At 69.4% G+C, this 16,937-nt stretch carries 19 protein-coding genes, 1 tRNA gene and 1 pseudogene; 17 read left to right on the top strand and 4 right to left on the bottom strand.

All coding sequences use genetic code 11. The annotated features are described in order from the left end of the window. Positions 1-422: 422 nt before the first annotated feature. Positions 423-1,634 carry an MFS transporter gene (locus J8J14_RS19015; protein WP_209381121.1) on the bottom strand — a complete coding sequence of 404 codons (1,212 nt, stop codon included), beginning with the start codon at positions 1,632-1,634 and terminating at the stop codon, positions 423-425. Positions 1,635-1,792: 158 nt separating this feature from the next. Continuing rightward, positions 1,793-2,314 (bottom strand): outer membrane protein assembly factor BamE, encoded by a 522-nt coding sequence (locus J8J14_RS19010; protein WP_209381120.1) that lies wholly within the window; start codon positions 2,312-2,314, stop codon positions 1,793-1,795. Positions 2,315-2,433: 119 nt separating this feature from the next. Here J8J14_RS19010 and J8J14_RS19005 point away from each other — a divergent pair, with 119 nt between their 5' ends. From J8J14_RS19005 to J8J14_RS18970, 8 genes and pseudogenes are all read left to right on the top strand, one after another. After that, the gene (locus J8J14_RS19005) at positions 2,434-2,976 is read left to right on the top strand and encodes a ubiquinol-cytochrome C chaperone family protein (protein WP_209381119.1); all 543 of its coding nucleotides are present in this window, start codon (positions 2,434-2,436) and stop codon (positions 2,974-2,976) included. Next, positions 2,973-3,476, top strand: coding sequence for a YceD family protein (locus tag J8J14_RS19000; protein ID WP_209381118.1), 504 nt, complete (start codon positions 2,973-2,975; stop codon positions 3,474-3,476). Before J8J14_RS19005 ends, J8J14_RS19000 begins: the two co-directional genes overlap by 4 nt. A gap of 95 nt (positions 3,477-3,571) precedes the next feature. Further along, on the top strand, positions 3,572-3,775 hold the full coding sequence (gene rpmF / locus J8J14_RS18995; protein WP_209381117.1) for a 50S ribosomal protein L32: 204 nt from the start codon (positions 3,572-3,574) through the stop codon (positions 3,773-3,775). Between the two features lie 41 nt (positions 3,776-3,816). Continuing rightward, positions 3,817-4,902, top strand: coding sequence for a phosphate acyltransferase PlsX (gene plsX / locus J8J14_RS18990; RefSeq protein ID WP_280842990.1), 1,086 nt, complete (start codon positions 3,817-3,819; stop codon positions 4,900-4,902). Then, complete coding sequence (locus tag J8J14_RS18985; RefSeq protein ID WP_245215962.1) at positions 4,902-5,855, top strand: beta-ketoacyl-ACP synthase III; 954 nt, start codon at positions 4,902-4,904, stop codon at positions 5,853-5,855. The genes plsX and J8J14_RS18985 overlap by 1 nt, the downstream gene beginning before the upstream one ends. A 217-nt stretch (positions 5,856-6,072) precedes the next feature. Then, positions 6,073-6,381, top strand: a complete 309-nt coding sequence (locus J8J14_RS18980) for an integration host factor subunit alpha (RefSeq protein WP_209381116.1) — start codon at positions 6,073-6,075, stop codon at positions 6,379-6,381. 62 nt (positions 6,382-6,443) lie between these two features. Next, positions 6,444-6,728: pseudogene (locus J8J14_RS18975) on the top strand (MerR family transcriptional regulator); the annotation flags it as partial. A gap of 195 nt (positions 6,729-6,923) precedes the next feature. Further along, positions 6,924-7,000, top strand: a tRNA-Pro gene (locus J8J14_RS18970). A 218-nt stretch (positions 7,001-7,218) separates the two neighbouring features. Here the strand turns inward: J8J14_RS18970 and J8J14_RS18965 are convergent. Beyond that, positions 7,219-7,554: a hypothetical protein gene (locus J8J14_RS18965; protein ID WP_209381115.1), complete on the bottom strand. Its 336-nt coding sequence runs from the start codon at positions 7,552-7,554 to the stop codon at positions 7,219-7,221. A 284-nt stretch (positions 7,555-7,838) separates the two neighbouring features. Between J8J14_RS18965 and J8J14_RS18960 the strand changes: the two genes are divergently transcribed. The 9 genes from J8J14_RS18960 (at position 7,839) to J8J14_RS18925 (ending at position 15,744) form a co-directional block, all read left to right on the top strand. Beyond that, positions 7,839-8,828 carry a Gfo/Idh/MocA family protein gene (locus tag J8J14_RS18960; protein WP_342452488.1) on the top strand — a complete coding sequence of 330 codons (990 nt, stop codon included), beginning with the start codon at positions 7,839-7,841 and terminating at the stop codon, positions 8,826-8,828. A 166-nt stretch (positions 8,829-8,994) separates the two neighbouring features. Further along, positions 8,995-9,777 carry an ABC transporter ATP-binding protein gene (locus J8J14_RS18955; RefSeq protein ID WP_342452487.1) on the top strand — a complete coding sequence of 261 codons (783 nt, stop codon included), beginning with the start codon at positions 8,995-8,997 and terminating at the stop codon, positions 9,775-9,777. Next, positions 9,770-10,510 (top strand): ABC transporter ATP-binding protein, encoded by a 741-nt coding sequence (locus J8J14_RS18950; RefSeq protein ID WP_245215961.1) that lies wholly within the window; start codon positions 9,770-9,772, stop codon positions 10,508-10,510. The genes J8J14_RS18955 and J8J14_RS18950 overlap by 8 nt, the downstream gene beginning before the upstream one ends. Before the next feature lie 62 nt (positions 10,511-10,572). After that, positions 10,573-11,811, top strand: a complete 1,239-nt coding sequence (locus J8J14_RS18945; protein WP_209381113.1) for an ABC transporter substrate-binding protein — start codon at positions 10,573-10,575, stop codon at positions 11,809-11,811. A gap of 57 nt (positions 11,812-11,868) precedes the next feature. Continuing rightward, entirely contained in the window at positions 11,869-12,756 is an 888-nt protein-coding gene (locus J8J14_RS18940; protein ID WP_456307529.1) for a branched-chain amino acid ABC transporter permease, read from the top strand. A gap of 3 nt (positions 12,757-12,759) precedes the next feature. Then, the gene (locus tag J8J14_RS18935) at positions 12,760-13,776 is read left to right on the top strand and encodes a branched-chain amino acid ABC transporter permease (protein WP_209381112.1); all 1,017 of its coding nucleotides are present in this window, start codon (positions 12,760-12,762) and stop codon (positions 13,774-13,776) included. Positions 13,777-13,826: 50 nt separating this feature from the next. Further along, positions 13,827-13,949: a hypothetical protein gene (locus J8J14_RS25510; RefSeq protein ID WP_280842989.1), complete on the top strand. Its 123-nt coding sequence runs from the start codon at positions 13,827-13,829 to the stop codon at positions 13,947-13,949. Beyond that, positions 13,946-14,692, top strand: a complete 747-nt coding sequence (locus J8J14_RS18930; RefSeq protein WP_209381111.1) for a hypothetical protein — start codon at positions 13,946-13,948, stop codon at positions 14,690-14,692. Before J8J14_RS25510 ends, J8J14_RS18930 begins: the two co-directional genes overlap by 4 nt. Then, entirely contained in the window at positions 14,689-15,744 is a 1,056-nt protein-coding gene (locus J8J14_RS18925; protein ID WP_209381110.1) for a toxic anion resistance protein, read from the top strand. Before J8J14_RS18930 ends, J8J14_RS18925 begins: the two co-directional genes overlap by 4 nt. Positions 15,745-15,762: 18 nt before the next feature. On the opposite strand, the gene J8J14_RS18920 is transcribed toward J8J14_RS18925, so the two are convergent. Further along, the gene (locus J8J14_RS18920) at positions 15,763-16,866 is read right to left on the bottom strand and encodes a TRAP transporter substrate-binding protein (RefSeq protein WP_209381109.1); all 1,104 of its coding nucleotides are present in this window, start codon (positions 16,864-16,866) and stop codon (positions 15,763-15,765) included. Positions 16,867-16,937: the final 71 nt, after the last annotated feature.

Genomic DNA, 16,937 nt, shown 5'->3' with positions numbered 1-16,937 from the left:
ACCGCGGCGAAGCGGGTCGGCAGGCAGAGCATGGCGGCGTCTCTTGGCGGGGACGCATCCACCCTAGCCGGTCAGCCCGCTCCGCCGCCTCTCCTCAGCTCAAATGGCCAAAGTCGAGCTAAGGGGCGGCCTTTCTGGTCTTTCGCCGCTTGTGGCCTCAGGGAGAGGAAGAAGGCATTTTTCCTCTCCCCGAACCCCTCACCGTCATCTTCTTCTGTCAGTTCGGGCGGCTGGGCTGATGGTGCGCCTCCGGTCCATGACCGGAGGCGACTGCAAGGGCAGCATGGGGACCAAGGGACCCCGTGCTGGATGCTATCCGTGGTAGCCAGAGGGGGTGCCAAGGGCCTCAGGCCCTTGGCGGGGATCGAGGGCACTGCCTTGAACCTCCGGAGAGGGCAGAGCCCTCTCCGTGAAGCAACAGGTCAGATCGCAGGGCGGGTTCGGAAGGAGCCAGTGGTCCACAGGATGACGGCCGCCAGCAGCAGCGGTGGGAGGGCAACCCAGCAGACCATCTCCCAGCCATAGCTGTTCAGCAGCCCGCCCGAGGCAAAGGAGCCCACGACCATCAGGCCGAAGACGAGGAAGTCGTTCAGGCTCTGCACCTTGTTGCGTTCCTCCGACCCGTGGCACTCGACCACCATGGTGGAGGCGCCGACGAAGCCGAAGTTCCAGCCGATGCCGAGCAGGATCAGGGTCAGCCAGAAATGCCCCACCGTGATGCCCGAGAGGCCGACGGCGGCAGATAGGGCGGTGAGCACCAGCCCGGCGATGACAACCCGGGGCGCGCCGAAGCGGGTGATGATGCGCCCGGTGAAGAAAGATGGGCCGTACATGGCAATGACATGCCATTGCAGCCCCAGATTGGCGTCCCCCTGGGAGATGCCGCAGAAGCGCATGGCGAGCGGGGCGGACGTCATGACCAGGTTCATGATCATGTAGGAGATCACCCCCGCCGTGACGGCCGCGATGAAGCGCGGTTGGCGGGCGATCTCGGCCAGCGGGCGGCCCGTGTTGGCTTCGGCGGCCTTGGGCGTCGGCAGCTTCACCCCGATGAGCACCCCGGTGCAGACCACAGCCAGCGCGGCCTGGGCCAGGTAGGTGGCCGCGAAGATATAGGGCGGCCAGAGATCCATGGTGAAGGTGACCAGCTGGGGCCCGAGCACCCCGGCGAAGATGCCGCCGGCCATGACCGCCGAAATGGCGCGCGCCCGGCGGTCCGGCGGAACGCAGTCCGCCGCGGCGAAGCGGAAGCTCAGCACGACCGCCGCATAGGCGCCCCCGAAGAAGGTGGCGAGGCAGAAGAGCCAGAAGGAGCCGAGCAGGACCGCGAGGGCCGCGATGAGGCCGACCAGCACGCCGCAGCCCGTGCCAAACAGGAAGGCTGCCCGCCGGCCATGGCGCTGGGCGATCATGCCGGCCGGCAGCGTGCAGGCCGCCATGCCGACGACGAAGATGGTGATGGGGAGGGTCGAGAGCGCCTTGTCCGGCGCCAGCATGTTCCCGACCACCGACCCCGTCGCATAGACGATGGTGGCGTTGGCGCCGGCCAGGGCCTGCGAGATGGCCAGCCGGGCGACATTTCCCCGCTCATGTTCCTGGACCGCTTCTAGGGCGGGGTTCGCTGCCTTGCTCATGGCAGCCTTATAGGCGCGGTTTCATGCCCCGCGCCAAAGGGGGAGGCTAAAACTTCACCAGGTTGCGGCCTCTTAATCCGCAATTCTTCCGCCATGCGGAAACAAAAAAGCCCGGGACCGGTCCCGGGCTTTCAGCGGTGGCTGCCTTGCCTGCGCGATCAGGGGGCCGGCGCACCTGCTCCCGGCGTGGTGGGTTGGGTCGGCGTGGGCCCGAAGCGGCCGATATTCCCGAACAGCGCCTGCAGGAGGGAACGTTCATTGCCCGGCACCGGCGTGGTGCGGGACACGACGGCCACGTTCCGCATCTCGCCCTCGCCCTTCTGCTCGATGCTTTCGACCACGCCGCGGTCGTTGAACCGGATCACCACCACGCGCTGGTTGTCCACGCCGGGCAGGCGGCCAGGGCGGGTATGGGTGGTGGCGCTGATGTAATACCACTCCCGGTCATCGAAGGTGGCGGTCGCGCTGGGCGAACCGAGCAGGGCGGTGACATCGGCCTTGCTTGCCACGCCCGGGGTCAGTTCCCGCAGCAGCTCGGGCTCCGCCCGGTTCCCGCGCAGTTCGTCCGGGGCGCCGAACAGGGCGCAACCGCCCAGCGGGGAGAGGAGGGCCAGGGCCACCAGCGCGGCGCGCCAGCGGGAGGCCGGGCGGGTGGCGGGTGGATTGACGGGTGCGGTCATGGGGGCCATCTCGCGGGTTCGATTGCCACCGCCCCGCCGCCCGGTCAACAGAGCGCTGCGCCCGGACGGAGGCGACCCGCCGCTCCAGGCGCCGGGCATGAGATGGAACACGGGAGCCCATGGCCCTTTTCGGCCTGCTGCGTCGCCGACCGCATGAACGGGTTGGCTTCACCCTCTACACCGCGGCCGTGCAGGCGGCCCGCGATCCATCCCTGTTCGGGGAGGATGCGGTGCCGGACACGCTGGAAGGGCGCTTCGACCTGATCGCCCTGCATGCGGCGCTGCTGGTCAGGCGGCTCCGCCATGATCCTGATCCACGCGGCGCGGCCCTGGCGCAGGCGGTGTTCGATGCGATGTTCGCCGACATGGACATGAACCTGCGCGAGATGGGCGTGGGCGACATGTCGATCGGCAAGCGCGTGCGGGTGATGTGGGAAGCCTTTCACGGCCGGGCCGTTGCCTATGAGGGCGCGCTCGAAGCAGGGGACGAGGCCGCGCTCGGGGCGGCCCTGGCCCGCAATGTCTGGGCCGGAGAGGCACCCGCAGGGGCGGCAGAGCGCCTGGCACGGCACGCCGTGGCGCTTGATGCGGCCCTGGCCGGGCAGCCCTTCGAGGCGCTGCTGGCGGGGCGGGTGGCCTTCACGGCGGGAGAGGGAACATGAAGCGCGAATTCAGCCGGAGCCTCCGCCCGGCCACCATCGGGGCGGAGGGACGCCAGGAGCGGCTTGAGGCTGGGCCGGAGGAGCGCGCCGCCCTTGCCGCGCGCCTTGGGCTGATCAGCCTCGATTCCCTCTCCGCTGAGCTGGAACTCACGCCCGCGCCGGGCAGCGTGCTCCGGGTACGTGGGGTGATGCGGGCGGAGGTGGTGCAGGCCTGCGTCGTGACGCTGGAGCCCGTGCCGCAGCGGATCGAGGAGACGCTGGACTGGCGCATCCTGCCCTCCGGCGAGGAGCCCTCGGACGAGCTGGACGACGGGCCTGACGAGATCGAATCCGAGCCCGACGGATCGGTGGACGTCGGCGAGGCGCTGGCGCAGAGCCTTTCCCTGGCCCTGGACCCTTATCCGCGCGCGCCTGACGCCCAACTTCCTGCGGAAGCGAAGGACGAGGCGGGCTCGCCCTTCGCTGCCCTGCAAGGCTTGAAGGGCGGCCACGCGCCGTAACCCTTGCCCCGACCGCCCCCGGGTGGTAAGGCGCGCCCCTTCCTAGAATCCCGTCCGTCCGCGTGACGTGTTGCAAATAGAAAGGCCCGGCACCGATGGCCGTTCCGAAGAGAAAAGTTTCGCCCTCCCGCCGCGGCATGCGCCGCAGCCATGAGGCCCTGACCCGTGAGGCGCATGCTGACTGCCCGAACTGCGGGGAGCTGCGCCGCCCGCACAACATCTGCGTTTCCTGCGGCTTCTACGATGGCCGCGAGGTCGTGGCGGCCGGCAAGCCGCTGAAGGCCGCTGTCCGCGCCTGATCGCGTCGTCTCCGCCTGTCCACAGCTGAGGAGCGCCGGAATTGGCCGCATCCGGGGCCGCCGGGTCTGTTTCTGCGGGCTCGGCGGAGCACTACGCCCTCGCGATTGACGCCATGGGGGGCGATCACGCCCCCGATGCCGTGCTGGACGGGCTGGAGCAGGCGGCGGACCGCCACAAGGGTGTCCGCTTTCTTCTGGTAGGGGACGAGGAACGGCTTCGCGCCGGCCTCGCCACCCGCCCGCGCGCGGCCGCGATCTGCACGATCCGCCATACCGCGGACCACATCCCAGGCGACATGAAGCCGACGGCCGCGCTGCGCGTCCGCCGGGCCTCCATGCGCCTGGCGATCGATGCGGTGGCGGCGGGTGAGGCGGATGGCGTGGTGTCCGCCGGCAATACCGGCGCCCTGATGGCGCTGGCCAAGATCGTGCTGCGCACCATGCCTGAGATCGACCGGCCGGCGCTTGCCGCCATCGGGCCGTCGGCGCGCGGGGATGTCGTGCTGCTCGATCTCGGGGCGAATATTTCCTACGAGGCCCGGAACCTGGTGGAGTTCGCGGTGATGGGCGATGCCTTCGCCCGTGCCGTGCTCGGCCTGACCGCGCCGAGCATCGGCCTGCTCAATGTCGGCTCCGAGGAGCTGAAGGGCGACGAGCGCATCCGCCAGGCCGCCGAGATCCTGCGGGACAGCCATGTGGGCGCCCAGTTCCACGGCTTCGTGGAGGGCCACGACATCACCGCCGGCACGGTGGATGTGGTCGTGACGGATGGGTTCACGGGCAATGTCGCGCTCAAGACCGGGGAGGGGGCGCTGAAGCTTGTCGGCAGTCTCCTGCGGCAGGTCTTCAATTCCTCCATTCCCGCGCGCCTGGGTTACCTGCTGGCGCGCCCCGCGCTGGACCGGCTGCGGCAATGGATGGACCCGCGGCGCTACAATGGCGCCGTGCTGATCGGGCTGAACGGCGTGGTGGTGAAGAGCCATGGCGGAACCGACGCGCTCGGCTTCGCCCATGCCGTGGATGTGGCAATGGACATGGTGACGCACGGCTTCAACGATCGCATCCGCACTGGCGTCGCCCTGCTGGGGCAGAGGCCGGCGATGCAGAAGCAGGCTGCGGCCGGCTGATGATCCGTTCCGTCATCGCCGGCACGGGCGGCTACCTGCCCGGGCGCAGCCTCACCAATGACGAGCTGGCGGCCGAGTATGGGCTGGACACCTCGGATGCCTGGATCAGCGAGCGGACGGGGATCCGCCGCCGCCACATGGCCGCCCCCGGCGAGACCACGGCCGACATGGCCGCCGCCGCCGCGCGCGAGGCGCTGGCCCAGGCAGGCGCCGGGGCGGACGAGGTGGACGCGATCATCCTGGCCACGGCGACCCCCGATTCGGCCTTTCCCTCCACCGCAGCGCGCGTGCAGGAGAAGCTGGGCATCCGGAGCGGCTTCGCTTTCGACATCTCCGCCGCCTGCACGGGCTTCGTCTATGCGCTGGGTGTCGCCGATTCGATGATCCGCGCGGGGCAGTGCCGCAGCGCGCTCGTGATCGGCGCCGAAGCCTTCACGCGCATCCTGGACTGGACCGACCGCGCCACCTGCGTGCTGTTCGGCGATGGCGCCGGTGCCATGCTGCTGCGCGCCACGGAGGATGAGGGCCAGGCGGAGCCCCGCGGGCTGCTTTCGACCCACCTGCATTCGGATGGCCGCCATGGCGACATCCTGCAGGTCGAGGGCGGCGTGGTGCGCATGGCCGGGCGCGAGGTGTTCCGCCATGCCGTCTCCAAGCTTGCCTCGGCCGTGGACGAGGCGCTGGCGGCCAATGGCCTCGCGAAGTCCGACGTGCAGTGGCTCGTGCCGCACCAGGCGAACCTGCGGATCATCGACGCCATGGGCCGGAAGCTCGGACTGCCGCCCGAGCGCGTGGTGGTGACCGTGGACCGCCATGCCAACACCTCCGCGGCATCCATCCCGCTTGCCCTGGCGGAAGCCACGCGCGACGGGCGCGTGGGGCGTGGTGACCTGGTGCTGATGGAAGCCATCGGCGGCGGGCTGACCTGGGGCGCGGCGCTGGCCCGCTACTGATCCGCGCGCAGGCTGCCGGAACGGGCGCGTCTCCCTGCCGGAGGCGCGCCTTTCGTGCATCTGTGACCCTTCCGACTCACCTCGACATTTCGGCAACACTGCGTGCCGGAGTCCACAGTGTGGCCGGCGAGTCGATTGACGCCACCCCGTCCCCGGCGGTCCAATCCCCCTCATCGACGTGAGGGGCATCGCCCCGGGCGAAAGGGGGCATGGCCACATGAACACCATAACCCGCGCCCAGCTGGCCGAGGCGATCTACATGCAGGTCGGCCTCTCCCGGAATGAGAGCGCGGCCCTGCTCGAGGACGTGCTCGACCGCATCTCTTCGGCTTTGGAAGGCGGGGAGGCAGTGAAGCTTTCGGCTTTCGGCACCTTCTCGGTGCGTCAGAAGGCCCAGCGCATCGGGCGCAACCCCAAGACAGGCGTGGAGGTGCCGATCACCCCGCGCCGCGTCCTCTCCTTCCGCGCCAGCCAGGTGTTGAAGGCCCGCATCAACGGCGAGACGCCGCCGCGGGGCGAGGACTGAGCAGGAGCGCGATGACCGGCATGAGCGTCCTTGGCGACATCACACCCAACGCCCCCGAGGGAATGTCCGAGGGCGTGCCCGAATCGGGCGTCCGCCGAAAGTCGCCAAACGCCTTCCGCACCATCAGCGAGGTGGCGGAGGACCTGCACATCCCGCAGCACGTGCTGCGCTTCTGGGAGACGAAGTTCCCCCAGCTGAAGCCGCTGAAGCGGGGCGGCGGGCGCCGCTACTACCGGCCGGAGGACATCACCCTCCTCCGCCGCATCGGCGACCTTCTCTACACCCAGGGCTACACCATCAAGGGCGTGCAGCGGCTGCTGCGCGACGGCGGGCTGGAGGGCGTGGAGGCCGCGAGCGAGGCCGACGACGCCGCCATGTCCGAGCTGCCGTCCGAGGGAGGCGAGCTGCGCGCCTGCCTGGAGGAGCTGGAGGCGATCGCGGCGGCGCTGAAGGCGCTCTCCGCCAGGGGTTGAGCGGGAAGTCGGAAAACCGTCATCCTCGGGGTTGTTGACCCTGCGGGCCGGTGCTAGACCCCGCCGCGTCGGAGCGTAGCGCAGCCTGGTAGCGCATCAGTCTGGGGGACTGGGGGTCGTGGGTTCGAATCCCGCCGCTCCGACCATTCTCAGCTCCGGAACCTCTTCCATCCCCTTCGGCCGGCGCTGATCCGGCCTTGTTCCGGAATACCAGTCGTCGCCGTTACATCGGAAGTGATGCGGGACAGTGTGGGTCCGCTTGGTGTCTCAGAGACGCTCGCACGCTGAGGCGGCTCTCCTGCCAGAACGATGAAGGGCGACCCGAAGGCCGCCCTGAACACCGAAGCCCTGAACTCCGCAGCGCCTAGTTGCCGGTTCCGGCATCCAGCGCATCCCATTCAGCCGCCCGGGCCTCATCGGCCGCGAGCTTCGTCACCAGCTCCGACCGGATGAGGCGCGTGAGATCTTCGCCAGCCCCGCGCCCGTGCCGCGCATCAATGGCGCGGATCGCCTCCTCCGCATCCTCGATCGCGCTCCACTCCATGGCACCGGCGCGGCGGCTATCCGCCTCGGAGAGACCCGGAAGCGCCGCGGCCACACGCGCCAGGGCATATCGGCTGATTGCGGTTCCCAGCGCCTCCACATCCTCGATCGTTAGGCTGGGCGTCTGGCGCCGGGGGAAGGGGGTTACGGTGGACAAGGCTCAGGCTCCAATGAGCGGGAATGCTCACAGCGGCGTGATTGTAGCTTCCCTGGAGCCGCTCTGTCACTGAAATGTGAGCATCTTCCTTGCGGCTGCGCGGGGCTCTAGGCGCCCGATTTTCCGGAGCTTATGAGGGCCCCCGGGTATTGGGGGACGACGGGGCGTTCGGTGTGCGCGGATGGCGGATGAGGGGCCTGGGCTTGAGCCCCGCTGCCTCGATCGGCCACTCCGCGATGACTGGTTGCCCTGCCTTTCCAGCTTTGAGGGGGTAGGATCCGGTGGTGGCATCCGCACGGTCCGGCAAGATCGGGCTCGGTATCGTTGGCTTCGGCATCATGGGGGAGCGGCTTGTCCGGGCGGCGCGCGACGCCTCGGACATGCCGGTCGCGCTGACCGGGGTCTGGGATCCGGCGCCGGAGGCCGCGGCCCGGCTTGCCACCGTTGCGCCCGAGATGCCCTTGCTGGGCAGCGCCGCCGCCGTGATCGCGGCCTGTGATTGCCTATATGTGGCTGCTCCGCCTGCGGCGCATCTGCCCCTTGCCGAGGCCGCGCTGGATGCGGGCCGCGCGGTGTTCCTGGAAAAGCCGCTTTCCCACGATACCGACGCCGCTCGGCGCTTCGTCGCGCGGGCGGAGGGGGCGGGCGCCCGGGCCGGTGTGAACTTCCCGATGGCGTCCTCGCCGGCAGTGGCCCAGATCGCCGCCTGGCGGGACCAGGGGCTGGTGGGGCGGCCGGAGTCGCTGGCCATCAGCGTGGATTTCGCCGCATGGCCGCGTTCCTGGCAGCGGGACGCCTCCGGCTGGCTTTCCCGCCGCGCCGAAGGGGGCTTCACGCGGGAGGTGGTCTCCCATTTCCTGTTCCTCACCCGCCGCCTGCTCGGCCCGCTGGCCCTGGAGCATGCCAGGGCGAGCTTTCCGGGCGGGGATCAGGCCGAGACCGCGATCGAGGCACGGCTGACCGCGGGCGGCACCCCGGTTAGCCTGCGCGGCGCTGTGGGCGAGACGGACCGGGACGACACCAATGCCTGGACCCTGCGTGGCTCCGCCGGCGCGATCCGGCTGCGCGACTGGTCAATCGCCGAGCGGGAGGCCGGGGAGGGGTGGGCAACGGCCCCGGACGCCCTGCCGAATGAGCGGATGCGGCCGCTTGTGCTGCGGGGGCAGCTGGAGAAAGTGGCGGCCATGACCCGCGGGGAGCCACAGGCCCTGGCGACCCTGCGGGAGGCGCTGGAGGTGCAGGAGATCGTGGAGGCGATCCTCGCCTCCGGCTGAGATCGAGATCTGATCCGGCAGGCCGATTCTCCCGCCGGATCGTCCCGGTTCCGAAGATCCTTCCTTCCGTGGCGCCGGTTCCGCAATCCGCTTGCGCGAAGCCGTGTGTCCCGGCATGGTTCCTCCACAGCCGCGTAGACGGCGTGCAGGGAATGGGACGGTCTGGGTGCAGGAATACATCCTGGAAACTGAGGGTCTGACGAAAGAGTTCCGCGGCTTCGTCGCGGTCTCGGAGGTGGATCTGCGAATCAGGCGCGGGACGATCCATGGGCTGATCGGGCCCAATGGCGCTGGAAAGACCACCTGCTTCAACCTGCTGACGAAGTTCATGCAGCCCTCGCGCGGGACCATCCGCTATGACGGGCGCGACATCACCGCCATGCGGCCGGCGGAGGTGGCGCGGCTCGGGCTGGTGCGCTCCTTCCAGATCTCGGCGGTGTTCCCGCATCTCTCCGTCCTCGAGAATGTGCGCGTGGCGCTGCAGCGCCAGCGGGGCGGCAGCTTCGATTTCTGGCGCAGCGATTCGGTTCTGCGCCGCTTCGATGACCGCGCGATGGAACTGCTGGCCGATGTGGGGCTCACGACCTATGCCGGCGCCCCGGCGGGCACGCTGCCCTATGGCCGCAAGCGCGCGCTGGAGATCGCGACCACCCTCGCGCTCGAGCCGACGCTGATGCTGCTCGACGAGCCGACTGCCGGCATGACGCATGAGGATGTGGATCGCATCGTCGCGCTGGTGCGCCGGGTGGCGCAGGGGCGCACCGTGCTGATGGTGGAGCACAACCTGAAGGTGGTGGAGGGCCTTTGCGACGCCATCACCGTGCTGACGCGCGGGAAGGTGCTGGCCGAGGGGCCCTATGCCGAGGTTTCGCGCAATCCCCACGTGATCGCCGCCTATCTCGGCAGCGATCCCGGCGTTTCCGGTGCCGCGGAGGTGGCCCATGCCTGACACCCTGGCGCCGCAGATGCACGAGACCATCACCGATTCCATGCTCGCCATCCGCAACCTGCAGGCCTGGTATGGCGAGAGCCATGTGCTGCACGGCGTGGACCTTGATATCCGCAAGGGAGAGGTCGTCACCCTGCTCGGCCGCAATGGCGCGGGAAAGACCAGCACGCTGCGCGCCATCATGGGGCTGACCGGGCGCCGCACGGGCTCGGTGGTGTTCGAGGGCCGCGAGACCATCCGGATGAGCCCGGACCAGATCGGGCGCGCGGGGATCGGCTACTGCCCGGAGGAGCGAGGCATTTTCGCGAGCCTGGACGTGACCGAGAACCTGATGCTGCCTCCCAAGGTGCGGGAAGGGGGGCTGGACATACCGACGATCCACGCGCTCTTCCCGAATCTGAAGGAGCGGGCGCGGAGCCTGGGCACCAAGCTTTCCGGTGGCGAGCAGCAGATGCTGGCGATCGCGCGCATCCTGCGCACCGGAGCGCCGCTGCTGCTGCTGGACGAGCCGACCGAGGGGCTGGCGCCCGTGATCGTGCAGCAGATCGGCGCCATGATCCGCGAGATCAAGCAGCGCGGCTTCACCGTGCTTCTGGTGGAGCAGAATTTCCGTTTCGCGCAGACCGTGGCCGACCGTCACTACGTGATGGAGCATGGCCGCGTGGTCGACAGCGTGACCAACAGCGAGATGGCCGGCAGCATGGACAGGCTGCACGCATATCTCGGCGTATAGGCGAGGCGGGCAGGGAATCCGCCGCGTTTTCTGAAGAACGAAGAACTGGGAGACGAACTGGAATGACCATCGACCGCCGCACGCTTCTGGGTGGCGCCGCCGCCCTGCCGGCCCTGGGCATGATGCCCTGGGGGAGCGCCCGCGCGCAGGCCAACAACACGCTGCGGATCGGCGTGCTGACCGACATGTCCGGCACCTATCGCGACGGCTGCGGCCCGGGCTCGGTCGCCGCGGTGCGCCAGGCCGTGCAGGACAGCGGCGTGGCCGGCCGCAACATCCAGGTTGAGGTGCTGCAGGGCGACCACCAGAACAAGCCCGACGTCGCCTCCACCATCGCCCGCCAGTGGTTCGACCGTGACGGCGTCGATGTCATCATCGATGTCGCGACCTCCTCCTGCGCCCTCGCCGTGCATGGCGTGGTGAAGGAGAAGAACAAGATCATGCTGAATTCCACGGGCGCGACGGCCGACCTGACCGGCCCGGCCTGCCACGGGAACACGATCCACTGGACCTATGACACCTGGATGCTCGCCAACTCGACAGGCGGCGCCATGGTGAAGGCCGGCGGCGACACCTGGTACTTCATCACCGCGGACTACGCCTTCGGCCATGCGCTTGAGCGCGATACCGGGAATTTTGTCACCAAGAACGGCGGCCGCGTCCTGGGCTCCACCCGCCATCCCTTCCCGGGCACGACCGACTTCTCCTCCTTCCTGCTGCAGGCGCAGCAGTCCCGTGCCAAGGTCGTCGGGCTTGCGAATGCCGGCGTGGACACGATCAACAGCGTCAAGCAGGCGGCCGAGTTCGGCCTCACCCGGCGGCAGAAGCTGGCGGTGCTGCTGATGATCGTGACCGATGTGCACAGCCTGGGCCTGAACACCGCCCAGGGCCTGTCGCTCAGCGAGACCTACTACTGGGACCTGAACGACCGTACCCGGAACCTGGCGAACAAGCTGAAGGGCTCGCTGAACGGTGCCATGCCGACCATGTGGCAGGCGGGCTGCTACAGCGCGGCGCTCCACTACCTGAAGGCCGCGGCCGATATGGGCGTGGCCCAGGCCAAGGCGAGCGGGACGGAGACGGTGACGCGGATGAAGGCCATGCCGACGGATGACGACGCCTTCGGCGCCGGCTCCATCCGCCAGGACGGCCGCAAGCTGCATCCCTCCTACCTCTTCGAGGTGAAGACGCCGGGCGAGAGCAAGGGGCCGTGGGACTACTACAAGCTGGTCCGCACCGTCCCCGCCGAGGAGGCCTTCCGCCCGATGAGCGAGGGCAGCTGCCCCCTCGTCCGCACCTGATCCGAAACCCGGGGAAGCCGCCTGGCGCGGCTTCCCCGGCCAGCACGGGTGATTGCCTTGCTCGAGGAACTTCTTTTTCAGCTTGAGATGTCGGCGCCGCAGGTCGTGCTGGGGCTGGTGAACGGCGCCTTCTACGCGCTGCTGTCGCTGGGTCTTGCCGTGATCTTCGGCATGCTGAACGTCATCAACTTCGCCCATGGCGCGCAGTTCATGATGGGCGCCTTCGTCGCCTGGATGCTGCTGAACTGGGCGGGCATTCCCTATTGGGGGGCGCTTATCCTGTCGCCCATCATCGTGGGTGCCTTCGGCGTGATCCTCGAACGAACGATGATCTCCCGCCTCTACAAGCTCGACCATCTCTATGGGCTGCTGCTGACCTTCGGGCTGGCCCTGATTATCGAGGGGCTGTTCCGCAACCAGTTCGGTTCATCCGGCCTGCCCTATGCGCCGCCCGAATCGCTCACCGGGGCGCCGCTCGATCTCGGCTTCATGATGCTGCCGAAATACCGGGTTTGGGTCGTGGTCGCGGCCTTCGCGGTCTGCATCGCCACCTGGCTGATCATCGAGAAGACGCGGCTCGGCGCCTATCTGCGGGCAGCCACCGAGAATGCGCCCCTGGTCCAGGCCTTCGGCGTGAACGTGCCGCGCATGGTCACGCTGACCTATGCGGCCGGGGTGGGCCTGGCCGCGCTGGCCGGGGTGCTGGCGGCGCCGATCTATTCGGTAAACCCGGGCATGGGATCCAACTTCATCATCGTGGTCTTCGCCGTGGTGGTCATCGGCGGCATGGGCTCGATCCTCGGCTCGGTCATCACCGGCTTCGGCCTCGGCCTGGTGGAGGGGCTGACCAAGGTGATCTACCCGGAGGCCTCAGCCACGGTGATCTTCGTCATCATGGCGATCGTGCTCCTCGCGCGTCCCGCCGGCCTGTTCGGGAGGGCCTGACCCATGGCATCCGCCACCACCCTCTCCCAGGCCCCTGGCACTTCGGAGGGCGGCGCCCCCTCCGCCCTGCCGCCCGCGGCGCCGGGCCTCTTCGGCTTCACCCGGGCGCAGGGAGTCGCGCTGCTGGTGATGATCGCGGCGCTGATCGTCTGCCCCTATTTCCTCTACCCGCAGTTCCTGATGAAGCTGCTCTGCTTCGCCCTCTTCGCCTGCGCCTTCAACCTGCTGATCGGCTATGTCGGCCTGCTCTCCTTCGGGCATGCGGCCTATTTCGGGATGGGCAGCTACATCGCCGCCCATGCGGCCAAGGTCTGGGGGCTGACGCCGGAGGTTTCCATTCTGCTCGGCGGCGCGGTGGGGGCGGTGCTGGGGCTGGTCTTCGGGTGGATCGCCATCCGCCGGGCCGGGATTTACTTCGCCATGATCACACTGGCCCTGGCGCAGATGGTGTATTTCTTCTGCCTCCAGGCGCCCTTTACCCATGGCGAGGACGGGATCCAGTCCATCCCGCGCGGCATGCTCTTCGGGGTGATCGACCTGCGGGCCGACATGAACATGTACTGGTTCGTCGCGGCGCTCTTCCTGCTGGGCTTCCTGCTGATCCACCGGATCATCCACTCGCCCTTCGGGCAGGTGCTGACCGCGATCCGGGAGAACGAGCCCCGCGCCACCTCGCTCGGCTACCGCACGGATGACTACAAGCTGGTGGCCTTCGTGCTCTCCGCCGGCATTGCCGGCATCGCGGGCGGGGCGAAGTCGATCACGGTGGGCATCGCCACGCTGACCGATGTGCACTGGGCCATGTCGGGCGAGGTGGTGCTGATGACCCTGCTCGGCGGCCTGGGAACGCTGTTTGGGCCGGTGGTTGGTGCCGGGGCAGTCATCGCCATGCAGACCTATCTTGCTCCCTTCGGGGCCTGGGTGACGATCATCCAGGGCATCATCTTCGTCCTCTGCGTCCTCGCCTTCCGCGCGGGAGTCGTGGGCGAGCTCGGGCGGCTGCTGCGCGTGAAGCTGTAGGCGCCTGGGTGCTTGAAGCGGGGGCATCGCGGGGCGATCTCTGCCCTGCGATGAACCCCGCTTCCCTCCCAGCCCCCGTCCGGCGGATCGCCGGCCTTGCCCTTCTGGCCGCCAGCGTCGGCTTCACGGGGGCGCTTTCCTTCGTCCATGTGCTGGTGAGGCTGTTCGATTGAGCCCCGCCGGCAACCCTTACCGGGGCTTCGATAAGCTGCCGCGCTGGTGGACCGGCCTGCGCGGCGTACCGATCGCGCTCTTCGCCATCCCCCTGGTCCCGACCTTCTTCCTTGCCCTTGCCAGCGGGGAGGGCGATCTGATCGCGGGCTGCATTGCCGGCATGGCCGGGGTTGGCTCGGCCATGGCGCATCTCGCCCGGGCCCGGCGTGGGGATGCGCGGCGCGCCGGCGTGATGCTGGGCGTGGGCACCGGGCTCGCCGCGGGTCTAGCCGGCGGCGCGGGGCCGGTGGGCGCTGTTGCGCTCGGCTTCATGGCCTGGGGCGGTGCGCGGCTTCTCTATGACGGCGTGACGGAGATGGCGCCGCCACCACCTCCGCCGCCACCCCGCCCGCCCGACGCGCTGGATCCGCTGCGGGCAAGGCTGGCATCCCTCCAGGCCGGGGACCAGCGGCTGCTGGCGGCGGTTTCCGCCATGGGCGGGCTGCTGGAAGAGATCGCGCTGCGCCCTGATGCGGCGGGCCAGGCACGGCGCGTGCTGGTTGTAGGCGTGGACGGGCTGGAGCGGATCAGCCAGCGGCTGGCCCAGGGCGCGACCCCGCCCGAGACGCTGCCGGTGCTGGTGGACGACCTGGCGCGCGCGGCGCGCCAATCGGCCGAGGATCTCCGCGGCGCCGAAACCGAGGCGCTGGCGATCCAGGTGAAGGTCCTGCAGGACCGTCTGCATCAGGAGGGCATTGCGTGAGCGACAAGACGCTGGAGCCCGCGCCCGAGCGCGTGGCGGAGCTTGCGAACCGGATCGACCTGAACGACCCCGGCAGCATCACCCGCTTCGGGCAGGAGGCGCAGGGGCGCGCCGCCTCGGCGGCGGATGCCATGCTCGGCTCGGCGCGGAGCGATGCGGTGGGGGAGGCGGGGGATTCCCTCTCAAAGCTGCTCTCGGCACTGCGCGGCTTCGATGTGACGAAGCTGGACGAGAAGCCGGGCCTGATCGCGCGGCTGTTCAGCCGCGCAGGCAGCGAGACCCAGGCGATCCTCCAGCGCTACGAGGGCGTGCGCGGGCAGGTCGAGGCGATCGGCGACAAGCTCGACACCCATCGCACCCGGCTGATGGAGGATGTGGAGCGGCTGGAGCGTCTGTATGGCGCGACGCTGGAGTGGTTCCATTCCCTGGCTGACCACGTGGCCGCCGGCGAGGCGGTGCTGGAGCGCACGGACCGCGAGGCCATCCCGGCCGCCGAGCGCGCGGCGGAGGACCCGTCCGATCCGCTCGCGCCGCAGCGGCTGCGTGACCTGCGCGCGGCACGGGAGGACCTGGACCGGCGCGTGCACGACCTGCGGCTGACCCGGCAGGTGGCCATGCAGGCGCTGCCTTCCATCCGGCTGATCCAGGAGAACGACAAGGCGCTGGCCGGGCGGATCTATTCCGTGCTCGCCAATACCGTGCCGCTCTGGCGCACCCAGCTGGCCCAGGCCCTGGCGCTGCAGCGCATGCGGGAGGCCGGGCAGGCCGTGCGCGCCGCGACGGACCTGACGAACGAGCTGCTGACCGCCAATGCCGAAGGGCTGCGCCGCGCCAATGTGGAGGTGCGGACGGAGATCGAGCGCGGGGTGGTGGATCTGGAAAGCGTGCAGAAGGCCAATGCCGCCCTGGTCGCGACGATCGAGGATTCGCTGCGGATCGCGCAGGAAGGCCGCGAGCGGCGCGTGGCCGCCACCAAGGCGCTGGGAGAGGCGGAGGCGGAAATCCGCCGCGCCCTGATCTCGGCGCGGGCGCCGGCGCCCCGGAAGGGCTGAACCGGCGCCCGCCCGGGCTCAGCGGCGGGCGCTGGCCTGGGCGACGTAGTTGTCGAAGGTGAGCTCGGCCACGCGGTGCCAGACCCGCATGTCGTCGCGGTGCTTGGACCAGCTCTCATGCACCTTGGCGAAATCCGGGTTCTTGGCCACCAACTCCTTCTCGATGTCGAGCCAAGTGCGCAGGCAGGTGTCCATCATGTCGCGCGAGAACGGGCGGAGCTGGGCGCCCTGGGCGATCAGGCGGCGCAGGCTGTCGGGGTTCCGGATGTCATAGCGCGCCACCATCCAGTGCGTGGCCTCCGCGCAGGCCGTGCGGATGGCGGCCTGATAGGACTTCGGCAGCGCGTTCCAGTGCTCGAGGTTGACGTAGAAATAGGTGGAGGCGCCGCCCTCCCACCAGGCGGGGTAGTGGTAGAAGGGCGCAACGCGAACGAAGCCGAGCTTCTCGTCGTCATAGGGGCCGAGCCATTCGGCGGCATCGATCGTGCCGCGCTCCAGGCCAGGGTAGAGATCGGCGGCGCCGAGCTGCTGAGGCACGCCGCCCAGGCGGGAGAGCACCTGCCCGGCCAGGCCGCCGATCCGCATCTTCAGCCCGTTCAGGTCCGAGGCCGGGCCCAGCGCCTTGCGGAACCAGCCGCCCATCTGCGCGCCGGTCGCGCCGAGCGGCATGCCATAGACGTTGAACTTGCGGTGGACCTCGTTCATCAGGTCGATGCCGCCGCCCTCATACATCCAGGCGTTCTGCTGGCGGGTGTTGAGGCCGAAGGGAAGGCCGGTGGCGAAGGCGAAGGCCTCGTTCTTGCCGGTGTAGAGGAAGCTGGTGGTGTGGCAGCATTCCACGCTGCCGGTCTGCACGGCATCCAGCGCCTGCAGCGGCGGGGCGATCTCGCCGGCCGCGAAGACGCGGATCTGGAAGCGGTCATCCGTCAGCTCGGAAACCGCCTTCGCGAAGACCTCCCCGGCGCCATAAATGCAGTCCAGCGACTTCGGATAGGAGGAGGTGAGACGCCAGCGCAGGGTGGGCTGCGCCGTCTGCGCAATTGCGGGCGCGGCGAGGGCGGCGGTGCCGGCGGCCAGCGTCGCGGCCTTGCCCGCGCGGCCAAGAAGGGCGCGTCGTTCCATGGCGTTCTCTCCCAGTCAGGCACGCGGCAGTAACGCCATCGCGCCCTCCGCGCCAGGGGCATGTGCGCTTG

The sequence above is a fragment of the Pararoseomonas baculiformis genome (assembly GCF_017813395.1).
In the GTDB taxonomy this organism is placed as follows: Bacteria; Pseudomonadota; Alphaproteobacteria; order Acetobacterales; family Acetobacteraceae; genus Roseomonas; species Roseomonas baculiformis.
This window is presented reverse-complemented; position numbering and strand designations above follow the sequence as displayed.